This is a genomic window from Mycolicibacter kumamotonensis (assembly GCF_002086285.1).
Lineage (GTDB): Bacteria > Actinomycetota > Actinomycetes > Mycobacteriales > Mycobacteriaceae > Mycobacterium > Mycobacterium kumamotonense.
This window is the reverse complement of record NZ_MVHU01000002.1, coordinates 1-19,545: the sequence shown is the minus strand read 5'-3', so window position 1 is coordinate 19,545 and position 19,545 is coordinate 1. Positions and strand designations below refer to the sequence as shown.

17 protein-coding genes are annotated in these 19,545 nt (G+C 69.9%); 8 read left to right on the top strand and 9 right to left on the bottom strand.

The annotated features are described in order from the left end of the window. Positions 1 to 114 precede the first annotated feature (114 nt). Positions 115 to 1,293 (bottom strand): amidohydrolase, encoded by a 1,179-nt coding sequence (locus BST28_RS01545; protein ID WP_043335011.1) that lies wholly within the window; start codon positions 1,291 to 1,293, stop codon positions 115 to 117. Positions 1,294 to 1,336: 43 nt separating this feature from the next. Between BST28_RS01545 and BST28_RS01540 the strand changes: the two genes are divergently transcribed. Further along, positions 1,337 to 2,125, top strand: coding sequence for a purine-nucleoside phosphorylase (locus BST28_RS01540; protein ID WP_019735233.1), 789 nt, complete (start codon positions 1,337 to 1,339; stop codon positions 2,123 to 2,125). A 67-nt stretch (positions 2,126 to 2,192) separates the two neighbouring features. Then, the gene (locus BST28_RS01535; protein WP_019735234.1) at positions 2,193 to 3,803 is read left to right on the top strand and encodes a phospho-sugar mutase; all 1,611 of its coding nucleotides are present in this window, start codon (positions 2,193 to 2,195) and stop codon (positions 3,801 to 3,803) included. Positions 3,804 to 3,835: 32 nt separating this feature from the next. Here the strand turns inward: BST28_RS01535 and upp are convergent, their stop codons facing one another. The 3 genes from upp to BST28_RS01520 form a co-directional block, all read right to left on the bottom strand. After that, positions 3,836 to 4,459, bottom strand: coding sequence for a uracil phosphoribosyltransferase (gene upp / locus BST28_RS01530; protein ID WP_019735235.1), 624 nt, complete (start codon positions 4,457 to 4,459; stop codon positions 3,836 to 3,838). 109 nt (positions 4,460 to 4,568) lie between these two features. Further along, the gene (locus BST28_RS01525) at positions 4,569 to 5,984 is read right to left on the bottom strand and encodes a PE-PPE domain-containing protein (RefSeq protein WP_234808165.1); all 1,416 of its coding nucleotides are present in this window, start codon (positions 5,982 to 5,984) and stop codon (positions 4,569 to 4,571) included. 215 nt (positions 5,985 to 6,199) lie between these two features. Next, the gene (locus BST28_RS01520; protein WP_083079590.1) at positions 6,200 to 7,690 is read right to left on the bottom strand and encodes a PE-PPE domain-containing protein; all 1,491 of its coding nucleotides are present in this window, start codon (positions 7,688 to 7,690) and stop codon (positions 6,200 to 6,202) included. Positions 7,691 to 7,924: 234 nt separating this feature from the next. On the opposite strand from BST28_RS01520, the gene satS reads away from it, so the two are divergent. After that, the gene (gene satS / locus BST28_RS01515; protein ID WP_083079588.1) at positions 7,925 to 9,205 is read left to right on the top strand and encodes a protein export chaperone SatS; all 1,281 of its coding nucleotides are present in this window, start codon (positions 7,925 to 7,927) and stop codon (positions 9,203 to 9,205) included. 18 nt (positions 9,206 to 9,223) lie between these two features. Here satS and BST28_RS24525 read toward each other — a convergent pair whose 3' ends face one another. Continuing rightward, entirely contained in the window at positions 9,224 to 9,604 is a 381-nt protein-coding gene (locus BST28_RS24525; RefSeq protein WP_133054276.1) for a hypothetical protein, read from the bottom strand. On the opposite strand from BST28_RS24525, the gene BST28_RS24340 reads away from it, so the two are divergent. Continuing rightward, positions 9,597 to 10,001 (top strand): LGFP repeat-containing protein, encoded by a 405-nt coding sequence (locus tag BST28_RS24340; RefSeq protein ID WP_234808164.1) that lies wholly within the window; start codon positions 9,597 to 9,599, stop codon positions 9,999 to 10,001. The genes BST28_RS24525 and BST28_RS24340 overlap by 8 nt on opposite strands. Before the next feature lie 90 nt (positions 10,002 to 10,091). Here BST28_RS24340 and BST28_RS01505 read toward each other — a convergent pair whose 3' ends face one another. From BST28_RS01505 to BST28_RS01495, 3 genes are read right to left on the bottom strand one after another with little or no spacing between them, the layout of a single operon-like run. Beyond that, on the bottom strand, positions 10,092 to 11,177 hold the full coding sequence (locus tag BST28_RS01505) for an adenosine deaminase (protein ID WP_083079586.1): 1,086 nt from the start codon (positions 11,175 to 11,177) through the stop codon (positions 10,092 to 10,094). Further along, positions 11,174 to 12,478: a thymidine phosphorylase gene (locus tag BST28_RS01500; protein WP_083079765.1), complete on the bottom strand. Its 1,305-nt coding sequence runs from the start codon at positions 12,476 to 12,478 to the stop codon at positions 11,174 to 11,176. The genes BST28_RS01505 and BST28_RS01500 overlap by 4 nt, the downstream gene beginning before the upstream one ends. Further along, complete coding sequence (locus BST28_RS01495; RefSeq protein ID WP_065289188.1) at positions 12,475 to 12,867, bottom strand: cytidine deaminase; 393 nt, start codon at positions 12,865 to 12,867, stop codon at positions 12,475 to 12,477. Before BST28_RS01495 ends, BST28_RS01500 begins: the two co-directional genes overlap by 4 nt. 232 nt (positions 12,868 to 13,099) lie before the next feature. Between BST28_RS01495 and sdhC the strand changes: the two genes are divergently transcribed. The 4 genes from sdhC to BST28_RS01475 all read left to right on the top strand — a co-directional run bounded on the left by sdhC (position 13,100) and on the right by BST28_RS01475 (position 16,641). Further along, the gene (sdhC, locus tag BST28_RS01490) at positions 13,100 to 13,534 is read left to right on the top strand and encodes a succinate dehydrogenase, cytochrome b556 subunit (protein WP_083079764.1); all 435 of its coding nucleotides are present in this window, start codon (positions 13,100 to 13,102) and stop codon (positions 13,532 to 13,534) included. After that, entirely contained in the window at positions 13,531 to 13,998 is a 468-nt protein-coding gene (locus tag BST28_RS01485; RefSeq protein ID WP_019735244.1) for a succinate dehydrogenase hydrophobic membrane anchor subunit, read from the top strand. The genes sdhC and BST28_RS01485 overlap by 4 nt, the downstream gene beginning before the upstream one ends. A gap of 31 nt (positions 13,999 to 14,029) precedes the next feature. Continuing rightward, entirely contained in the window at positions 14,030 to 15,784 is a 1,755-nt protein-coding gene (sdhA, locus tag BST28_RS01480) for a succinate dehydrogenase flavoprotein subunit (protein WP_065289187.1), read from the top strand. A gap of 65 nt (positions 15,785 to 15,849) precedes the next feature. Then, on the top strand, positions 15,850 to 16,641 hold the full coding sequence (locus tag BST28_RS01475) for a succinate dehydrogenase iron-sulfur subunit (RefSeq protein ID WP_065289186.1): 792 nt from the start codon (positions 15,850 to 15,852) through the stop codon (positions 16,639 to 16,641). 30 nt (positions 16,642 to 16,671) lie between these two features. Here BST28_RS01475 and BST28_RS25010 read toward each other — a convergent pair. After that, a partial coding sequence (locus BST28_RS25010) for a hypothetical protein (protein ID WP_420093416.1) occupies positions 16,672 to 19,545 on the bottom strand: 2,874 nt, incomplete at its 5' end.

The following is a 19,545-nucleotide window of genomic DNA, read 5'->3' as shown; positions in this document are numbered from 1 at the left end:
TGGATAACCATCGGACTGTGCACGGTCGACCGGCCCACGAGGGTGCGCAGTTGTACAGAATTTGCGGCGTGTCGGCGTGCAAACACGCACGCTCGCGCCAACAAAGAACGGGGGTTAGCCCAGCGCGGCCTGGTCGATGATGCCGGCCATCACCCGCACCCCGATCCCCAGCGCCCGCTCGTCGAGATCGAACGTGGGCTGGTGCAGATCCAACTGCGGCCCGCTGCCCGGCCACACCCCGAGCCGGGCCATCGCGCCGGGCACCTGCTCGAGATACCAGGAGAAGTCCTCGCCCCCACCGGACTGCCGGGTCTCGGCCAGCACCTCGGGCCCGACGGCCTCGATCGCGTGGGTGAGCATCCGCGTCGACACCGCTTCGTTGACCACCGGCGGGACCCCGCGGTGGTAGTACAGCGTGTGGTTGATGTTCAGTGGCGCCAATAACGAGGCCACCGCGTCCTCGATGATGCCCTGCATCGCCAACCAGGTCTCGCGGCTGGCGGTGCGCACGGTGCCCGCCAACCGCCCGGCCTGCGGAATCGCGTTGGCGGCCGCCCCGGAGTTGACCGCCCCCCACACCATCACCGTGCTGTTCCGCGGGTCGATGCGCCGCGACAGAACGCCGGGCAGCCCGGTGATCAGCACGCCCAGCCCGTAAACCAGGTCGGCGGTCAGGTGCGGCCGGGAGGTGTGGCCGCCGGGGCCGCCGACGGTGATCTCGATGGTGTCGGCCGCCGAGGTGATCGGCCCCGGGATGGTTGCCACCCGGCCGACCTGCAGCCGCGGATCGCAGTGCAGCGCGAAGATCCGGCTGACCCCGGTGAGCACCCCGGCCGCGATCGCGTCGATCGCGCCGCCGGGCATCAGCTCCTCGGCGGCCTGGAACACCAGCCGCACCCCGACCGGCAGTTGCGGCGCCGAGGCCAGCGCCAGCGCGGCACCCAGCAGGATCGCGGTGTGCGCGTCGTGGCCGCAGGCGTGCGTCACCCCGGGCACCAGCGAGGAGTACGGCGCCCCGGTCTGCTCGGTCATCGGCAGGGCGTCGATGTCGGCCCGCAACGCGATCCGGGGTCCGTCCTCGGGGCCGAAATCGCAGATCAGGCCGGTTCCGGCGGGCAGCACCTTGGGGTTGAGGCCGGCACCGGCCAGTCGTTCGGCGATGAACTGGGTGGTGGCGAACTCCTGACGGCTCAGTTCCGGGTGGCGGTGCAGATGCCGCCGCCAGGCGACCAGCTCGTCGGCGTTGAGGGCCAACCACGCCTCGGCGGCCTGCGAGGCGGACACTGAGGGCATTGACGCAGTATCCCACCGCGGGGCCCGACTAAACTCAGGGGCTGTGACGGTACCGCTCGCGACCCAGGCGGCCGCGGTCGTGGCCAGGCGCACCGGCGTCGACACACACGACGTGGCGATCGTGCTCGGTTCCGGGTGGGCGCCGGCGGTTTCGGCCCTGGGCGCGCCCACCGCGGCGCTACCGATGGCCGATCTGCCCGGGTTCAGCGCGCCGACCGCGGCGGGCCACCTCGGCGAACTGCTCTCGATACCGATCGGCACGCACCGGGCCCTGGTGCTGGTCGGGCGGATCCACGCCTACGAGGGCCATCCGCTCGTCGACGTCGTGCGCCCGGTGCGCACCGCGGTGGCGGCCGGCGCGAACACCGTGGTGCTGACCAACGCGGCCGGCGGGCTGCGGGAGAACTTCGAGGTCGGCCAGCCGGTGCTGATCAGCGACCACCTGAACATGACGGGACGCTCGCCGCTGGAGGGCGCGCACTTCGTCGACATGGTCGACGCCTACACCCCGGCGCTGCGCGCACTGGCCCGCCAGGTGGACCCGACCCTGGCCGAGGGCGTGTATGCCGGGATGTCGGGTCCGCAGTACGAGACGCCCGCCGAGATCCGGATGCTGCGCACGCTCGGCGCCGACCTGGTGGGGATGTCGACCGTGCACGAGGCGATCGCCGCCCGGGCGGCCGGGGCGCAGGTGCTGGGCCTGTCGCTGGTGACCAACCTGGCGGCCGGGCTCACCGGTGAGCCGCTCAGCCACGCCGAGGTGCTGGCCGCGGGCCGGGAGTCGGCGGGCCGGATGGGCGAGCTGCTCGCCGAGGTCGTAGCCCGGCTTTGAGTCGCAGGCGGCCGGGCCTGCCGGTTCATCGACACCTGAGAAGCCTTCGCTTGTCAGAATCGACCCTGTGACCCCCGAGGACTGGATCGCCCACGACCCCGACCCGGCGACCGCCGCGGAGGTGGCCGGCTGGGACGACGACGAACGGGCCGCCCGATTCGCCGCGCCGCTGCGGTTCGGCACCGCCGGACTGCGCGGACCGGTCCGGGGCGGGCCGGATGCGATGAACCTGGCCGTGGTGTTGCGCGCCAGTTGGGCGGTGGCCCAAGTCCTGACCGCACACCGGCGCGCCGGCGCCACGGTGGTGGTCGGCCGGGACGCGCGGCACGGCTCGGCGGAATTCGCCGCCGCGACCGCGGAAGTGCTGGCCGCCGCGGGGTTTTCGGTGCTGCGGTTTCCCGATCCGCTGCCGACGCCGGTGGTGGCTTTCGCGACACGTCAGACCGGGGCGGCGGCCGGTATCCAGATCACCGCCTCGCACAACCCGGCCACCGACAACGGTTACAAGGTGTATTTCGACGGCGGCATACAGATCGTCGCCCCGATCGACGCCGAGATCGAGGCCGCGATGGCCGCCGCTCCCCCGGCTGACACGATCGCCCGGCGTCCGGTCCCGCCGGCAGATGGTGAGTTGCTGCAGCGCTACATCGGGCGGGCGGCCGCGGTACGACGCCACCGTGGGCGGGTCCGGGTGGCGCTGACGCCGCTGCACGGGGTGGGCGGTGCGCTGGCGGTCGAGGTGCTGCGCGCCGCCGGATTCAGCGACATTCACACGGTGGCAAGCCAATTCGATCCGGATCCGGACTTCCCCACGGTGGCCTTCCCCAATCCGGAGGAGCCGGGGGCCGCCGACGCGCTGCTGGAGCTGGCCGCCGACGTCAAGGCCGACATCGCGATCGCGCTGGATCCCGATGCCGATCGGTGCGCGGTGGGCATCGGTGGACCGGAGGGTTGGCGGATGCTGACCGGAAACGAAACCGGTTGGCTGCTCGGCGATTACCTACTGTCCCGGTTGCGGGGAAACCGCGCTTCGAGCGCGGTGGTGGCCAGTAGCGTGGTGTCGTCGCGGATGCTGGCGAGCATCGCGCAGCGCTACGGGGCTCGCCATGTCGAGACCCTCACCGGGTTCAAATGGCTCGCTCGCGCCGACGTCGGCCTTCCCGGCGCCGCCTTGGTCTATGCCTACGAAGAGGCGATCGGCTACTGCGTCGACCCGGATGCGGTGCGCGACAAGGACGGAATCAGCGCCGCGGTGCTGGCCTGCGACCTGGTGTCGGCACTGCGCGATCGGGGCGCCTCGGTGGCCGGGACACTCGATGAGTTGGCGCTCCGGCACGGTGTTCACGTCACCGACGCGGTGTCGCGCCGGGTCGCCGACGTGGCCGAGGCGTCCGGGGTGATGGCCCGGCTGCGCGCCGATCCGCCGGGTGCGCTCGCCGGATTCCCGGTGACCGCAACCGATCTGCTGCGCCGCTCCGGACCGCCCACCGACGCATTGGAGTTCTTCGGGCGGCGTCAGGGCACCTCGGTGCGGGTGGTGGTGCGCCCTTCCGGCACCGAACCCAAACTCAAGTGTTACCTGGAGGTGACCCGGGAGCCGTCGGACGATGCGGCCGGCGACCGCGCGGAGGCGTCGCGGCTGTGCGCGGCCGTGGCCGACGAGGTCCGTCGCTGGTAGCGCCCACCCGCCCGACAGGGATGTGTGGAAACTCAGCGCGGCCCGAACTGCCGGTCACCGGCATCGCCGAGCCCGGGAACGATATAGGCGTTGCCGTCCAGGCCGTCGTCGACGGCCGCAGTCAGCAGCCGCACCCTCGGGTCTGCGTTCCCCAGGGCCGCAAGCCCTTCGGGTGCGGCCACCACACACAGCACGGTGATATCGGTGGCCCCGTGCTCCCGCAGCACCGCCACCGCGTGCGTCATCGATCCGCCGGTGGCCAGCATCGGGTCGAGCACCAGCACCGGCCGTGCACTCAGGTCAGCGGGCAGCGCGGCGAGGTAAGGCACCGGGGTGAAGCTCTGCTCGTCGCGCACCACGCCGACGAAGCCCACCGCGGCCTCGGGCAGCAGCGTCTGGGCGGCATCGACCATGCCCAGCCCGGCCCGTAGCACCGGCACCAGCAGCGGCGGGCAGGCCAGTCGCGCCCCGGCCGCCTCTCCGCGCGGGGTGCGCACCCGCTGCGGGTCGCAGGCGGCGTCGCGGGTGGCCTCGTAGACCAGCATCAGGGTCAGATCGCGCAGCGCGGCCCGGAACCCGGCACTGTCGGTGCGCTCGTCGCGCAGGGTGCTCAATCGGACCGCGGCCAGCGGGTGGTCGATGACGCGGATATCCACGGGCTCACACCCTACGGGTCATGCGCCTGCGACGGTGCGGATCTCTGCGTCCACCCGCCCCTGCCCGCGGGCCATCGAGAGCAGCGCTTCGACGTGGAACACCGGCGGATCAGGCGTCGAGGTAGTTGAGGAGGCTGAAGCCGATCCCGACCAGGTCGAGCAGCGGCTGGGCCGAGATGAGCGGAGCCCCGTTGAAGATGGCGTCGGGCCCCAGCACGTCGAGCAGGTTCCACTGGGTGGCCAGGTCGTGCCAACCGGTCAGCAGCGCCTGGTCCAGCTCGATCGTGAAGTTGTAGCCGCCCAGCAGTGAGTCGACGATCGACTGCGCCAGCGGAGCCTGCCCGGCGAAGTCCAGCAGGTGGTTGACGGTGTTGGTCAGGCTCTGCACGCCGGCGTACTGCATGCCGGCCAGCATCTGCAGCGGGTCCATCCGCAGCAGGAACCCGGCGACGCCGGTGTCCTCCGACAGGTGGCCGGTGGCGGTGACCGCCCAGGCGCCGGCCGCACCGATCGGGTCGACACCGTCGACGGTGATTCCGGCGTCCGGGGCGCCCGGGTTGCCGTAGGACCAGTCGATCGCGACCTTCAGCAGGGGCGCCAGCGCGTCACCGACGAGCCTTCCGATGTCTCCGAGTCCGTAGAGCGGCCCCAGGATCGGCAACTCGGCGGTGGGCAGCATGTAGAAGTCGTTGCCCCCGATCGAGCCGAGGTCGATCGCGTTGCCGAGGTTGTCGTTGAAGTAAGCGCCGTGCACCGCCAGAATTCCCATCAGGGCGTTGAGCACCGCCACCAGGTTGGTGGGGTCCTGCGGGAAGTTGGACCACCCGTCGTATTCGGTGCTGTAGACGCTGGCCGAGAAGTCGGTCGGCCCGGAGCCGATGCCCAGCGGGATGCCGAGGAACGGGATGTGCTGCATGTTCCCGTCGAGGCCGTCGGCGAAGTGCAGCCGGCTCAGGATGCCGCCGATCGGGCTGTTGGGGTCACCGATCAGCACGAAGTGCAGATTGTCCGGGTCGTAGGAGCCCCCCGGCACGTCGGCGAGCAGCTTCTGCATCGCCAGGGTGGAGACCACGGCGCTCTGCGAGTAGCCGAACACCGTGACGTCGTCGCCGGCCTCCAGTTGCGGGCGGATCGCGGCGTCGAGGTTGGCGGCGCCCTGAGCCAGCGATCCCGCGAAGTCCAGCTGCGGGACCGGCAACGGCTGGCAGACGATCGGGCAGAACTGCTCGGGAGTGACCAAGCCGTTGAACACGTAGTCCGGGAACGCGGTCTGCCCGGGGAACCACGGTGTTGCGGGTTGCAGATAGAAGTCCCGCACCAGGTCCATGTAGTTGCCGACGCTGGGGTCGGACTGGCCGGTGCCGGTCATGATCCAGCCCTCGCCGGCCAGCAGCACGATGTCGGCGACCAGCTTTTCCAACCGGTAGGCCAGCGCCGGTGCCAGCAGCGAGGACAAGGCCACCACGATGGCGCAGAACGCGGCCAGCAGGGTCGCTGCCACCGCCCCCAGTCGCTTAGCCGGCATCGCAGACCTCCCGGGTGTTCACATTGGTCTATTAGGTGAATTTCAGGGTTCACCCTATTAAGAAAGCGGGCGTTGTCAAATCCACGAGAGTGGACGGTATGTCTACCGATTCGGATGATCGTACTCGGCGACGATCCCGATGTCGCGCAACTGTTTACCGATTCCGGAGCCCGAATCCGGGCCCGCCACGCGCCCTGCGCGCCGAACGACGCGTCCTACGCGCCGAAGAAGTTGAAGACGTCGAAGCCCAACCCGACCAGAGCCAACAGGCCGTCGCCGGGGATGCCCACCCCGCTCAGGACGGCATCGGGGCCCAGCACGTCACCCAGGTCCAGCGAATCGGCCAGGTTGCTCCAACCGTCGAGCAGGAACTTGTCGATCGAGTTGACCAGGTCGTAGCCGGTGATGACCTGCAAAAAGTCGGTGATGCCGGTGATGGTGGTGATGTCCGACGCCGACAGGACACCGCCGTTGGCGGCGGCCGCGACATCGGCCCACGGGCCGATGAGGCTTTGAATCAGCGCGTTCTGGGTGCCGGCCAGCATCTGCAGCGGGTCCATCTTCAGGAACAGGCCCATCTCGCCGGAGCCGTCGTAGAGCTCGCCGGTCGGCGTCATCGCCCACGGCCCGCCGGCCACCCCGAAGGCCTGCTGATAGGCGCTGCCGTTGATGAACTCGCCGGTCGGGATCTGGTAGAGCCCGTTGACGTCCGGGTCTCCGGCGTTGCCGTAGCCCCAGTTGATGGCCAACCGCGCCCAGGGCGAGAAGAAGTCGCCGAAGAACTGCCCGGCGGTGCCGCCGTTGAACATGAACTGAAGGATCGGCAGGTTCTGCGGGATCATGTAGAAATTGGCGTCGCCGATGCTGCCGATGTTGATGGCGCTGGCCATCTGCTCGGCGCTGTAGAGCGGGTAGTACGGGTGCACGGTTTGGATGCCGATCAAGGCGTTGATCACGGCCAGGAGGTTGGTCGGATCCCGCGGGAAGTTGGCCCAACCGTCGTATTCACCGGTGTAGATGTCGGTCGAGATGCTCTCGGTGGGTGTGGGCGCCAGGCTCACCGGGATGTTCACGAACGGCACGTGCTGGTCGTCGGGGAACTGGAAGCGGTCCAGGATGCCGCTGACCACGTTGTTGGGGTCGCCGATCAGCACGAAGTGCAGATTGCCCAGCTGATCCAGGGTGGGATAGCCCGCCGCCCCCGCGTTGGCGATCAGGTCGTTCATCTCGATGGTGCTGATGACGGCGCTCTGGGAGTAGCCGAACACGGTGACGTTGTCGTCGCCCAGCAGCTGCGGAAGGATCGACTGGTGCAGCGCGGCGACCCCGTCGTTCAGTGAGTCGCCGAAGTTCAGCGGTGGCTGACCCGGGATGCAGACGAACGGGCAGAACTGCTCGGGGGTGGTCAGACCCTGGAAGGTGTACCCGGGGAAGGTGGGCTGGCCGTCGAACAGCGGTGCCGAGGGCTGCAGGTAGTTGGCGAGGATCTGGCTGATGTAGGAGCCGACGGTCGGATCCGGAACCCCGGTCCCGCTCATGATCCAGCCTTCGTCTGCCAGCAGCCGCAGCCGAGCACTGAGCTGATCGGTGAGCTGACCCAGTCCGTAGCCGACCAGCGGCGAGACCAGTGACGTCATACCCAGCACGACGGCGCACAGCACCGTCACAACCATCGCCCCCAGCGGACGTAACCGCGTTGTCGTCATCACGACCTCCCCGACCCCCGGGGGATTATGCGGCGTATCGCGCACCCCCGGCGATGTGAACCTAACCAAAAGATGAGTGCGGCGCCATTGCTAACACAAGAAATTCAGGTTCATTATTTGCGGGCCGAGACAGCGCCACTAATACCGGCATTAATCCGGCCGATAATCCCGGCGCTAAACCCGGCACGAATCCCGGTTCCGGGGGCCGGTGGACGCCTCGCTAGTCTGTGCGCCATGGCAGCTGACCTCGTACCGATCCGTCTCGCGGTGACCGCCGGTGACCGCTACACCCTGTGGGCGCCGCGCTGGCGCGACGCCGGTGACGAGTGGGAGGCGTTCCTAGGCAAGGACGACGACCTGTACGCCTTCGCCAGCGTGGCCGACCTGGTGGCGTTCGTGCGGACCAACACCGATAACGACCTGGTGGATCACCCCTCCTGGCAGCAGCTGGTCGAGGATGTCGAAGTCACTGCGCACAGGCTCAACCCAGCCGGCGGCCGCCACTACGACCTGATCGCGGTCGAGGAACTGCTGGCCGAAAAGCCGACCAAGAAGTCGGTGCGGACGGTGGCCGACGCGATGGAGATCGTCTCCTCGATCGGGTCGGTGTGCGACCTGACCGCGGTGACGAAGTTCTTCAACGGCAACCCCAGCCTGGGCATCCTGGCCGGTGGCGTCGAGAACTTCACCGGCCGGGCCGGCCGCAAGCGGTGGAACGCGATCGCCGAGATCATCGGCCGCAGCTGGGGCAACGTCTTGGCCGCGGTCGAAGAGGTCATCAGCACGCCCGACATCGACGCCGCCGTGTCGTCGAAGGCGGCCGCCGAGCTGGCCGAGGACCCGCCGGCCGAACTGGAGAAGACCGCCTCAGAAGACACCGAAGACACCGCCGCCAGCACCGACACGGATGAGGCCGACGCGGCGATCGGCGAGCAGGCCACCGGTGAGCGGATCGTGCTCGGCGGCGACGCGAACTTCTGGACCAAGGTGGGCATCGACCCGATCCGCATCATCACCGACAACGGAACGTTCTTTACGTTGCGCTGCTACCTCGGCGACGAGCCGGTTTTCCTCGGCCGCAACGGCCGGATCAGCGTGTTCGGCTCCGAGCGGGCGCTGGCCCGCTATCTGGCCGACGAACACGACCACGACCTGTCGGACCTGAGCACCTACGACGACATCCGCACCGCCGCCACCGACGGGTCGCTGGCGATCGACATCACCGACGACAACGTCTACGTGCTCTCCGGCATGGTCGACGACCTCACCGACGGGCCCGACGCGGTGGACCGCGAGCAACTCGAGTTGGCCGTCGAGTTCCTGCAGGATGTGGGCAGCTACGCCGAGGACGGTGTCGTCAGCGAGACCCTCAAACCCGACCGCGCCCTGGGCCGGCTGGTCAGCTATGTTCTCGACCCCGAATCGGTGGCCGAGCCGCAGCGCCCGTTCGCTCCGGCGGTCAAGGAATGGGAACAACTCGAGCAGTTCGTGCAGTCTCGGCTGCGTCGCGAGTAACGCGCGGATCAGGCTTTTTCACACTGTTCCCGGCTGCCCCGCGGGCACCACGCAGGGCCCGGGACCGTGCGGGTATACCGGGCGCCGGTATCGCGGAAATTCATCAACAATTGCCGTATTCATTTGCCCGATTTCATTGCCGAGTGGTCCTATCCCCGATAACATCTGGCCCGATAACCTATGGCCGGGCCGTGTGGTCTGCGTGGCCCTTCCAAATTCGAAAGGACTACACATGCGCAAGGCAACGCAACGAGCCGCAGCTGTATCCGCCGCAGTTTTGGGGATCGCATTGATCGGCACAGGTTGCAGCAACACCAAAGAGAAGACCAGTGAAGCTTTGAGTTCGGCGAGTTCGGTTGCCTCCTCGGCCAGCTCGGTGATCTCGTCGGCGATGAGCACCCCCTCCGAGGAGAGCGAGGCCGCCAGCTCCACCGAGATGACCGGTGCGGACGGCAAGGAGTACACCGTCTCCGGCCCGATCCTGGCCAAGCTGGACTCGCTGGACGCGGCCGCCAAGCAGGACCTGGGCGAGCCCACCGGGGCCGAGCAGAAGAACCCCGACGGCGGCATCTACCAGCAGTTCGACGGCGGCGTGATCGTTCACACCACCCGGTCCTACGTGGTGTGGGGCAAGATCCGCGACAAGTGGAACGAGCTGGGCGGCTCCCAGGGCAAGCTCGGCTACCCGACCAGCGACGAGACCACCAACGCCGACGGCTCCAAGCAGACCACCTTCGAGCACGGCATCGTCACCTGGAAAGAGGGCGACCCGGAGGCCACTGTCACCGAGCACTGATCTCGCTTCGAAAGCCGGGCAATCGCAATCGCGATTGTCCGGCTTTCGTCGTTTTCACCGGAAGTGGCGCCGGGTAATCGCCCGACGTAATCAACCGACCAGAACCGCGAATCGCGGCTTGATCACTTCCTCGATGATCTCCACGCGCTGATCGAACGGGATGAACGCCGACTTCATCGCATTCACCGTGAATCGCTGCAGATCGGTCCAGCCGTAGCCGAACGTATCGGCCAGCACCAGCATCTCCTTACTCATGGTGGTGTCGCTCATCAACCGGTTGTCGGTATTCACCGTCACCCGCAAGCGGGCGCGTGCCAAGAGGTCGAACGGGTGCTCGGCGATGCTGGCAACCGCGCCGGTCTGCACGTTGGAGCTCGGGCACAACTCCAGCGGGATCCGCTTGTCCCGCAAGATCGCCGCCAGCCTGCCGAGCCGCACTTCCCCGTCATCGACGGTGATGTCGTCGGTGATCCGCACCCCGTGCCCGAGCCGGTCGGCACCGCAGAACGCGATCGCCTCGTGGATAGACGGCAGCCCGAACGCCTCGCCGGCATGAATGGTGAAGCGGGCGTTGTGGTCTCGCATGTACTCGAACGCGTCCAGATGCCGGCTCGGCGGGTGACCGGCCTCTGCACCGGCGATGTCGAACCCGACCACGCCCTCGTCGCGGAACCGGATGGCCAGCTCGGCGATCTCCCGGGACAGCGCGGCGTGCCGCATCGCGGTGACCAGACAGCGCACCGTGATCTCCCGGCCGGCGGCCGCGGCCCGGCGCTCCCCGTCGGCGAAACCGGCCAGCACCGCCTCGGTCACCTCGTCGAACGACAACCCGCCCTCGATGTGCAGTTCGGGCGCGAACCGCACCTCGGCGTAGACGACGTTGTCAGCGGCCAGATCCTCCACGCATTCGGCGGCCACCCGGTGCAGCGCGTCGGGGGTCTGCATCACCGCCACGGTATGGCTGAACGGCTCCAGGTAACGCTCCAGCGAACCGCTGTGCGAGCGGGTGCGAAACCAGGTCGCCAGCTCGTCGGGATCGATGGTGGGCAACCCGTCGTAGCCGACCTGCCCGGCGATGTCGACGACAGTGGCCGGGCGCAGTCCCCCGTCGAGGTGGTCGTGCAGCAGCGCCTTGGGCGCCTGGCGGATCATCTCCAGGCTCAGCGGTGTGGTCATGGGGCCGCTCCGATGATCAGGGGCCGCGGGGCCGCCGGGGTCTCGGTGACATCGCAGACGCGGTAGCCGCCGTCGAGCTCGGCGCGTGCCGGCCCGAACCGTTCGGGTGTGTCGGTGTACAGCGTGAACAGTGGCTCGCCGGCGCTGACGGGGTCACCGGGGCGGCGGTGCATCCGCACGCCGGCCCCGGCCTGCACCCGCTCACCCGGGCGGGAGCGTCCCGCCCCCAATCGCCATGCCGCCATACCCACCGCCATCGCGTCGATTTCCCCCATTGTGCCGCCCCGGGATGCGGTGATGGTCTCCGAACATGCCGCCACCGGCAGCGGAACGCGCAGATCCCCGCCCTGGGCGGCGACCATCGCGGCGAATGCGTCCATCGCGGTGCCGTCGGACAGGGTTGCGGCCGGATCGACGTCGTCCAGCCCGGCCAAAGCGAGCATCTCGGTGGCCAGTGTCACCGTCAGCGCCACCACGTCGTCGGGGCCGCCACCTGCCAGCACCTCCAGCGCCTCGGCGACCTCGAGGGCGTTACCGGCGGTGGCGCCGAGCGGGCCGTTCATGTCGGTGAGCAGCGCACGGGTGGGTACCCCGTGTGCCGCGCCCAACTCGACCATCAGCCCGGCCAGCTCGCGGGCCTGGTCGGCGGTTTTCATGAAGGCGCCCGAGCCGACCTTGACGTCCAGCACCAGCGCCGCGGCCCCTTCGGCCAGCTTCTTGCTCATCACCGAGCTGGCGATCAACGGCAGCGACTCGACGGTGGCGGTGATGTCGCGCAGCGCGTAGAGCTTGGCGTCGGCGGGCGCCAAGGCGCCGGCGGCGAAGATCGCGGCACCCACCTCGACGAGCTGCGCACGCAGCCGCGACGTCGACAGCGTGGGGTCGAAACCCGCGATCGACTCCAGTTTGTCCAGGGTGCCGCCGGTGTGGCCCAGGCCGCGCCCGGAGGCCTGCGGCACCGCGGCACCGCAGGCCGCGACCACCGCCACCAGCGGCAGGGTGATCTTGTCCCCCACCCCGCCGGTGGAGTGCTTGTCGACCGTGGGCAGCCGCCGCCCGTTGCGCCGCAGGTCGGCGAAGTCCAGCCGCTCCCCCGAGGCGATCATCGCCGCGGTCCAGCGCGCGGTCTCGCGGGCGTCCATACCGCGCAGGAATATCGCCATCAACAGTGCCGACATCTGCTCCTGGGCGATCTGTCCGCGGGTGTAGGAGTCGATCAGCCAGTCGATCGCGTCGTCGGTCAGGCGGTGGCCGTCGCGCTTGGTGGCGATCAGTGTCGGGGCATCGAAAACAGGTGTCACGCCCATGCGTCGGGTCCGAAGGCGTCCGGCAGCAGGTCAGACAGCCGCCGCGCACCGGCCGGGTGGTCGATGAGCAGCTCGGGCCCGCCGTGTTCGAACAGCACCTGACGGCACCGGCCGCAGGGCATCAGCAGGTTGCCGGAGGCGTTGGTGCACGACAGCGCCACCAGCCGTCCGCCCCCCGCGGCGTAGAGCCCGGCGACCACCGCGCACTCGGCGCACAGGCTCAGGCCATATGAGACATTTTCCACATTGCAGCCGGTGAACAGCCGTCCGTCCACGGTCAGCCCCGCCGCCCCGACCCGCAGTCCCGAATACGGCGCGTAGGCATTCGTAGCTACCGAAATTGCATTGCGCCGCAACAGATTCCAGTCGATTACGTCAGACATCTGACCTGCGTCCACATCTTTTCGAGTTCACCGCGCAATCCCGTCCATCCGCAGTCGTTTGTCGAATGTCACCCTAACTTCGACGGTTCCTACCCATCAGTAACTTCGGCGTGGTCGTTTCCACCCTGTGAATGGGTTTAGAGTCCAAGCCGAGGTTTATTGACCGCGATGGCGTTGCGTAGCTGCCGCACGCGCAACCGAGCGGGGTGGCTACCGATATTTGGAGGCGCTGATGACGGCGACATCCGCCGATACGACTGCGCTGCCCGGGACGCAGGCTCCTGGCCGGCGTCCCCGGCGGCAGAGTCTGTATAAGGGCGACCCCGGAATGTGGGCGTTCGCCCTGCACCGGATCACCGGTGCGACCATCTTCTTCTTCCTGTTCGTCCACGTGATCGACACGGCGTTGGTGCGGGTCAGCCCGCAGGCCTACACCGAGGTGATCGCGACCTACAAGACCCCGATCGTCGGCCTGATGGAGCTGGGGCTGGTGGCCGCGGTGCTCTTCCACGGCCTCAACGGGGTCCGGCTGATCCTGATCGACTTCTGGTGGCAGGGCTGCCGCTGGCAGCGCCAGATGCTGGTGGCGGTCTGCGCCACCTGGCTGGTGGTGATGGTCCCGGTGGTGGTCCGGATCGGCATGCACATGGCGGAGCGATTCTTATGAGCACACCTGACCTGCAACTGGGCCGCGGCGCGCTGGCCCCGGTCCGCGGCCCGGACCGCGACCGCCCGGCCAGCCTCGGCGACCCGCGTTCGCCGCAGCGGCGCTCCGGGATGCCGAACTTCGAGAAGTACACCTGGCTGTTCATGCGGTTCTCCGGCGCCGTGTTGATCTTCCTGGTGCTCGGACACCTCTTCATCATGCTGATGTGGCAGGACGGGGTGTACCGGATCGATTTCAACTACGTGGCGGAGCGCTGGCACTCGCCGTACTGGCAGATCTGGGACCTGACCCTGCTGTGGCTGGCCGAACTGCACGGCGCCAACGGCCTGCGCACGATCATCGGCGACTACACCCGCAGCGCCCGCAGCCGGTTCTGGCTGATGACCCTGCTGGCGTTCTCGGTGATCTTCACGCTGGCGCTGGGCAGCTACGTGCTGCTGAGCTTCGACCCGAACATTTCTTGACGGCAGTCTCCTACGAACGGGTGATATCGCGGTGATTCAGGAACATCGATACGACGTGGTGATCGTCGGCGCCGGCGGTGCCGGGATGCGCGCGGCGGTGGAAGCCGCGCCCCGCGCTCGCACGGCAGTGCTGACCAAGCTGTACCCCACACGCAGCCACACCGGCGCCGCGCAGGGCGGTATGTGCGCCGCGCTGGCCAACGTCGAGGACGACAACTGGGAGTGGCACGCCTTCGACACCGTCAAGGGCGGCGACTACCTGGCCGACCAGGACGCGGTGGAGATCATGGCCAAGGAGGCCATCGACGCGGTGCTGGACCTGGAGAACATGGGCATGCCGTTCTCCCGCACCCCCGAGGGCCGCATCGACCAGCGCCGGTTCGGCGGGCACACCCGCGACCACGGCAAGGCCCCGGTGCGCCGTGCGTGTTACGCCGCCGACCGCACCGGCCACATGATCCTGCAGACGCTGTACCAGAACTGCGTCAAGCACGGCGTGGAGTTCTTCAACGAGTTCTACGTGTTGGACCTGGTGCTCACCGAGACCCCGTCGGGCCCGGTGGCGACCGGCGTGGTGGCCTATGAGCTGGCCACCGGCGAAATCCATGTCTTCCACGCCAAGGCGATCGTGCTGGCGACCGGCGGGTCGGGCCGGATGTACAAGACGACCTCGAACGCGCACACCCTGACCGGTGACGGCATGGGCGTCGTCTTCCGCAAGGGTCTGCCGTTGGAGGACATGGAATTTCACCAGTTCCACCCGACGGGCCTGGCCGGGCTGGGCATTCTCATCTCGGAGGCGGTGCGCGGTGAGGGCGGCCGGCTGCTCAATGCCGACGGTGAGCGGTTCATGGAGCGTTACGCCCCGACGATCGTCGACCTGGCCCCCCGCGACATCGTGGCTCGCTCGATGGTGCTCGAGGTGCTCGAAGGCCGTGGCGCCGGGCCCAACAAGGACTACGTCTACATCGACGTGCGCCACCTCGGTGCCGACGTGCTCGAGGAGAAGCTGCCCGACATCACCGAGTTCGCCCGCACCTACCTGGGTGTGGACCCGGTCACCGAGCTGGTGCCGGTCTACCCGACCTGCCACTACGTGATGGGCGGAATCCCGACCACGGTGACCGGACAGGTGCTGCGCGACAACACCGCCACCGTGCCGGGCCTCTACGCCGCCGGCGAGTGCGCCTGCGTGTCGGTGCACGGCGCCAACCGGCTGGGCACCAACTCGCTGCTGGACATCAACGTGTTCGGCCGCCGCGCCGGTATCGCCGCGGCGGAGTACGCCAACTCCCACGAGTTCACCGAGATGCCGGAGAACCCGGCCGACATGGTGGTCAACTGGGTCGCCGACATCCTGTCCGAGCACGGCAACGAGCGCGTCGCCGACATCCGCGGTGCGCTGCAGCAGTCGATGGACAACAACGCCGCGGTGTTCCGCACCGAGAAGACCCTCAAGCAGGCGCTGAGCGACATCCACGCGCTCAAGGAGCGCTACGCCCGAATTACCGTGCACGACAAGGGCAAGCGCTTCAACTCCGATCTGCTGGAGGCGATCGAGCTGGGCTTCCTGCTGGAGCTGGCCGAGGTCACCGTGGTCGGTGCGCTCAACCGGCAGGAGTCCCGCGGTGGGCATGCCCGCGAGGATTACCCCAACCGCGACGACGTCAACTACATGCGCCACACCATGGCCTACAAGCAAGGTCCGGACCTGATCGCAGACATCCGGTTGGACTACAAGCCGGTGGTGCAGACCCGCTACGAACCGAAGGAACGGAAGTACTGATGTCCGAGGGCTGTTGCTCATCAGATTCAGGATGCTGCTCGTCGGGTCCGGCGAGCACCACGCCGGTGGCGCTGGTCGACGGCCCGCCGGCCGGTGACCCGCCCCTGCCCCCGGTCCCCGAGGGCGCGCAGATGGTCACGCTCAAGATCGCCCGGTTCAACCCGGAGAACCCCGACCAGTACGCCGCCACCGACGGCTGGCAGAGCTTCCGGGTTCCGGCACTGCCCACCGACCGGTTGCTGAACCTGCTGATCTACGTCAAGAGCTACCTGGACGGCACGCTGACCTTCCGCCGGTCCTGCGCGCACGGCGTGTGCGGCTCGGACGGCGTGCGGGTCAACGGCAACAACAAGCTGGCGTGCAAGCTGCTGATGCGCGACATCCTGCCCAAGAAGCCGGGCAAGGAGCTGACGCTGACCATCGAGCCGATGCGTGGGCTGCCGGTGGAAAAAGACCTCGTGGTCAACATGGAACCGTTCATGGACGCCTACAAGGCGATCAAGCCGTACTTGATCACCACCGGCAATCCGCCCACCCGGGAATGGATCCAGAGCCAGCACGACCGGCACCGCTACGACGACACCACCAAGTGCATCCTGTGCGGCATCTGCACCACCAGCTGCCCGGTGTACTGGAGTGAGGGGTCGTATTTCGGGCCGGCGGCGATCGTCAACGCCCACCGGTTCATCTTCGACTCACGCGACGAGGGCGCCGCGGAGCGGTTGGACATCCTCAACGAGGTCGACGGGGTGTGGCGCTGTCGCACCACGTTCAACTGCACCGACGCCTGCCCGCGCGGCATCGAGATCACCAAGGCGATCCAGGAGGTCAAGCGGGCCTTGATGTTCGCCCGCTGATCTCCCACCCCAAGCCGGCCTGAGCCCGGCTCAGGGCGCGTCCTGGCCGGGTGTTCCCGCGGTGCCGGGTGTGCCGTTACCGCCGATTCCACGGTCGCCGCCGTCCCCGCCGTCCCCGCCGTCACCGCCGTCGCCACCGTCGCCGGCCGGGGAGGGCGCGGTTCCGCCGGGACCGCCGTCGCCGCCGCGGCCACCGTGGCCGGGCGCAGGTGACGACGGGCTCCACACGTCGTCGCCGCCGTTGCCGCCGGTGCCGCCCGCGCCGCCGTTCCCGACACTGGCGGTACCGCCGGTGCCCCCGTCCCCGCCGAACCCGAACATGCCGATGCAGCCGCTGCAGGAGGAACCCAGCTGGTTGCCGCCGCTGCCACCGTTGCCGCCGTCGCCACCGACACCGCCCAGGGCGCTGCCGCCTCCGCCACCGCCGCCGCCACCGCCGGGGCCCCAGCCCTCATCGGGGTCCGTCAAGTCGACTCCGCCGGCGCCGCCCTGACCGCCGGCGCCCCCGGCATTGCCGCCGCCGGCGCCGCCGGCACCACCGTGGCCGCCGTCGCCCAGCTGCACGGTGAAGGCACTGAAGTCACCTCGAGCGCCCTGGCCTCCGGTGCCGCCCGTGACGCCGCCGTCGCCGCCATTTCCTCCGGCGCCGCCGGTGAGGCCGCCGTCGCCGCCGTTGCCGCCGGTGACCCCGCCGGTCCCACCGTTGCCGCCGTCACCGCCGCGTCCGACGCCGCCGCCGCCACCGTCCCCGCCGTTGCCACCGGTGATGCCGCCGCCACCACCGTCGCCACCGGCACCGCCGTAGCGGACGAAGACGTTGCCGCCGTTGCTGGCGCCGCTGCCACCGTTGCCGCCGTTTCCGCCGATGCCACCGGGGCTGGGGTCGCTGTAGCCGTTGCCGCCATCGCCGCCGGTTCCGCCGTTATCGGTGCCGAAGAAGCCGTTTTGCCCGTTGGTCCCGCCGCCGCCGCCGGTGCTGCCGGCGTTGCCGCCGGCGCCGCCCGAAACGAGGGCGGTGCTGGCGTTGCCGCCGTCGCCGCCGTCGCCGCCGTCGCGGCTGACCGCGCCTCCGTCCGCCCCGTTGCCGCCGTTACCGCCGAAATTGGAGCCGCCGCGACCGCCCGAGCCGCCGTTGCCGTTGGCGCCCACCACCGTGCCGCCCTGAGCGGTGCCGGCATTGCCGCCGTCGCCGCCGGCGCCGCCATGACCACCGGTGCCGCCGGCACCGCCATTGCCGCCGTCGGCGCCGGCCACGGTTCCGGAGCTGGCGTCGTAGCCGTGACCGCCCTGCGAGTTCCCGCCGCTCCCGCCGTCGCCGCCGCGTCCGCCGTTGCCGGCAGAGGTGCCGGCGGCGGCGCCTCCGTTACCGCCGTTACCTCCGGTACCGCCGGCGCCGCCGACGCCCCCGGCGCCGCCGGCGGTTCCGTTCGGGCTGGCCGCGGTGCCATCGGCACCCGTGGCGAGGGTGCCGCTGTCCCCGCGGCCGCCGACACCACCGTTGCCGCCGTTGCCGAGCAACCCGCCGTTCCCGCCGTTGCCACCGTGCCCGCCGGCGTTGCCGGTCGCCGTCCCACCGACGGGGTAGCTGTAGCCGGCGCCACCATTGCCACCGTTGCCGGATAGGACGGTCACCGGGGCGCCATTGCCACCAGCGGTGCCGTCGAGGCCGCCACCGCCGACCGTGGTACCGGCCGTGCCGCCGGCACCGCCGACACCGAATGTGCCCGGGTCCCCGCCGTTGCCGCCATCCCCGCCGTCGGGGGTGGCGGCATTTCCGGCGCTACCGCTACCGCCGTTGCCGCCGCGCCCAGCGGCAGCGCCGGCGCCGCCCTGACCGCCGTTGCCGTTGGCGCCCACCACCGTGCCGCCCTGAGCGGTGCCCGCATTGCCGCCGGCGCCCCCGGTCCCACCGGAACCACCGGTGCCGCCGTCGCCACCGTTACCGCCGTCAACCCCGGCTACCGATCCGTTCGCGGGGTTGTAGCCCCTACCCCCGTCGGCGGTACCGCCGGAACCACCGGTCCCGCCGGCGCCACCGTTGCCGGCGGTGTTGGCGGCCAGCATGCCCCCGTCACCGCCATTGCCGCCGGCACCGCCGGAACCACCGGTGCCGCCGACGCCGCCGTCGGTTCCGTGCGGGCTGGCCGCGGTCCCGTCGAACCCGTCGGCCCGGGTGCCGCTGTCCCCGCGGCCGCCGGCCCCACCGTTGCCGCCGTTACCGGCCGAGCCGCCGTCGCCGCCATGACCGCCGGCACCACCGGCACCACCGGCATTGCCGGTCGCGCTTCCGGTGTAGCTGTAACCGGCCCCGCCCCGGCCGCCGTTGCCCGACACCGTGCTCACTGCGGCCCCGGATGCGCCGGATGCGCCCGCGTCCGCGCCGACGCCGCCGGCCGCGCCCCCGGCGCCCCCGGCCGCGGCCACTCCGGCGTTCCCGCCGTTGCCGCCGTCGCCGCCCCCGGGCGTCAGGATGTCTCCGGCTGCACCGTCGCCGCCGTTCCCGCCGACACCGGCGGCACCCCCGGTGCCACCTTTGCCGCCGTCACCATGGGCGCCGGTGACCCACAGGCCCTGTCCGCCCGTCCCGCCGGCGCCACCGCCTCCGCCAAGACCGCCGTCCCCGCCGTCGCCGCCGTCCTGACCGGCTCCGCCGGCCAGCTCGGCCATCCCGCCCGCACCACCGGAACCGCCGGCACCACCTACACCGCCCGCACCGCCGGTCCCGCCGGCCCCGGCGGTGCCGAACAGCCAGCCGCCATCACCGCCGGCACCGCCGACACCACCGGCACCACCGACACCGCCGTTACCGCCGTCAACACCGGCCAAGCCGGCCACACCGGTTATTCCGGCACCACCAACCCCGCCGGTACCGCCCGCGCCGCCGCTGGAGAACCACCCCCAGCC